This is a genomic window from Oribacterium sp. P9 (genome assembly GCF_046365365.1).
GTDB lineage: Bacteria > Bacillota > Clostridia > Lachnospirales > Lachnospiraceae > Oribacterium.
The window spans coordinates 1-1,939 of record NZ_JBKEIS010000041.1; the positions used below are offsets into that span (position 1 = coordinate 1).

Below are 1,939 nucleotides of genomic sequence, written 5' to 3' on the forward strand. Positions count from 1 at the left end.
TCTAAAACGGAACAGCGGTACTGTGGCGCCGGAACGGCGGTTCAGAATCGCCCGGAATACTCACTTACCTCCGATAGTAATCGGCACCTCTTGTGATGCCATGTGCTTTATGTGTGGTCTTGGATTCAGTTGTTTCTGATTCTGGTTTTACAGAACCTGTCACAAGGATGTTTTTAATACTCTTGTAACTGGGTGAGGATGTATAGGATAAAGCTTTTTTACAGGCTGCTTCAAGCAATGCATCTGAGTATTTCTCAGCAAGCTTTAGAAGTCCCATACAACTTCGGTAGGTCTGTTGTTCCACACTTTTGGAGGTCAGTATTGCATTAACCACAGTGTATGTATTTATGCCAATCCGCTCAGCCCATTTGCGGAACCGGTCACCGTTCCATTCCAGATATTTCTGGTGGTCTTCCGGCATATGTTCCGTGATAGTGCTGTACTGCCCAGGGCGTCCTTTCAGACGACGATGGGAAGCAATACGGTTATGATTGTAGAAAATTTCAATAGTGGTATCTGTTACCTTCACATCAACTTTCTTTTTGATATATTCATAAGGAACTGAGTATAGCATTCCGTCCACAGATATGTGATAATTGAACTGGACGGTGGCTGTTTTCCAGTCACTCAGTTCAAAACGGGTAGCAGGTAATGGTGCCAGCAATGGTTTTTCTTCCTCAAGAAATAAGATTCGCCGACTACCCTCTTTCTTTTGAAAGAGCCTTTGGTTGAACAGTTCGAGCTTGTCTCTGATTGCACGATTTAATTCGGCAAGGGAGAAGAACTGTTCATCCCGAAGTGCTGCTGTTATCCAGGTAGAGATATTTCCTACCGTTCCTTCAGCATTCGGCTTATCCTTGGGAGCTCTGACACGTGCCGGAATAATAGCGGTGCCATAGTGTTCAGCCATTTCCTGATAGGTTTCATTAATCTGCTGGTCTTTAAGTCCACCATTGTGAACAACTGCAGTTTTGCAGTTATCCGGTACGAGAATCCTGGCAACACCGCCAAAGTACTCGTACATATGGACATGAGCATTAATCCATGATTTCTGCTTCATATCCAGAAATGCTTCCACGTATGTATACTGGCTGTAAGTCATTACACCAACAAATATGTAGGCTTTCATGATTTCTCCGGTATCCGGATCAATGATTGTTGCAGGATCCCCTGCCCAGTCAACTTCAACCTGTTCACCGGGTTTCCGGTTGATATGCATGGTAGCACGATGTTTCTGCTCATCCTGTTGGATGTGGTAGCAGAACTGAGAATACATGAGTGGTTCTTCGCCATTGGCACGGCAATCCTCCATGTATTCAGTCCACAGGAGCTTTTTACTTACTCCGTTACGAAGTAGCTCCTTGCGGATGTAGTCGTAGTCAGGCATACGTTTATTAGGCGATACCTTGTTCTCTTTAGAGAACATGAGCTTTTGAAGCTCTGTGTCAGTCATTGCTTCATCAAGTGGCCATGAAAGTTTTAATTCTCTGGCACGTTTTTGGACTTTGACGACAGTTTTTTGTGCGACACCACAACTAGCCATGATATCGCGTTGTGAGAATCCCAGGCCAGTAAGGCGAATGATTTCTCTGTACTTGGTCATAATTGTGACCTCCTTACAATGAATTTACACCAACTGGTGCATGAGCTCATTATAAGGTTTTTATAGATAAATCGATTTCCTATTTAACGGAAACGCGATTTCCAATTAAGCGGATTAGCGATTTCCATACGCCGGACAGGTGATGGATTTCACCCCGGATTATTCATCTGCCACATAACTGACCATGTGGTCATCGATCAGTCGTAAGCGCTCAGTGTCAGTGCGGCTAGTTTGATACTTTTGAAAATGCCATAATCATGGAAAACGAGAGTATTTTACTCTGAAACAAAGCCTTCCGGGTAGCCAAAAAAGCGCAGACTGCCCCTATCAAGCTTT

General features: G+C 44.1%; 1 protein-coding gene. It reads right to left on the reverse strand.

Annotation, left to right across the window (positions count from 1 at the left end; translation table 11 throughout):
* Window positions 1–64: 64 nt before the first annotated feature.
* The gene (istA, locus tag ACK8P7_RS10890; protein ID WP_410044220.1) at window positions 65–1,603 is read right to left on the reverse strand and encodes an IS21 family transposase; all 1,539 of its coding nucleotides are present in this window, start codon (window positions 1,601–1,603) and stop codon (window positions 65–67) included.
* Between the last annotated feature and the right edge of the window lie 336 nt (window positions 1,604–1,939).

Excerpts from the sequence above, each read along its gene's own strand:
- istA (WP_410044220.1), bottom strand. The coding sequence starts at position 1,603 with ATGACCAAGTACAGAGAAATCATTCGCCTTACTGGCCTGGGATTCTCA.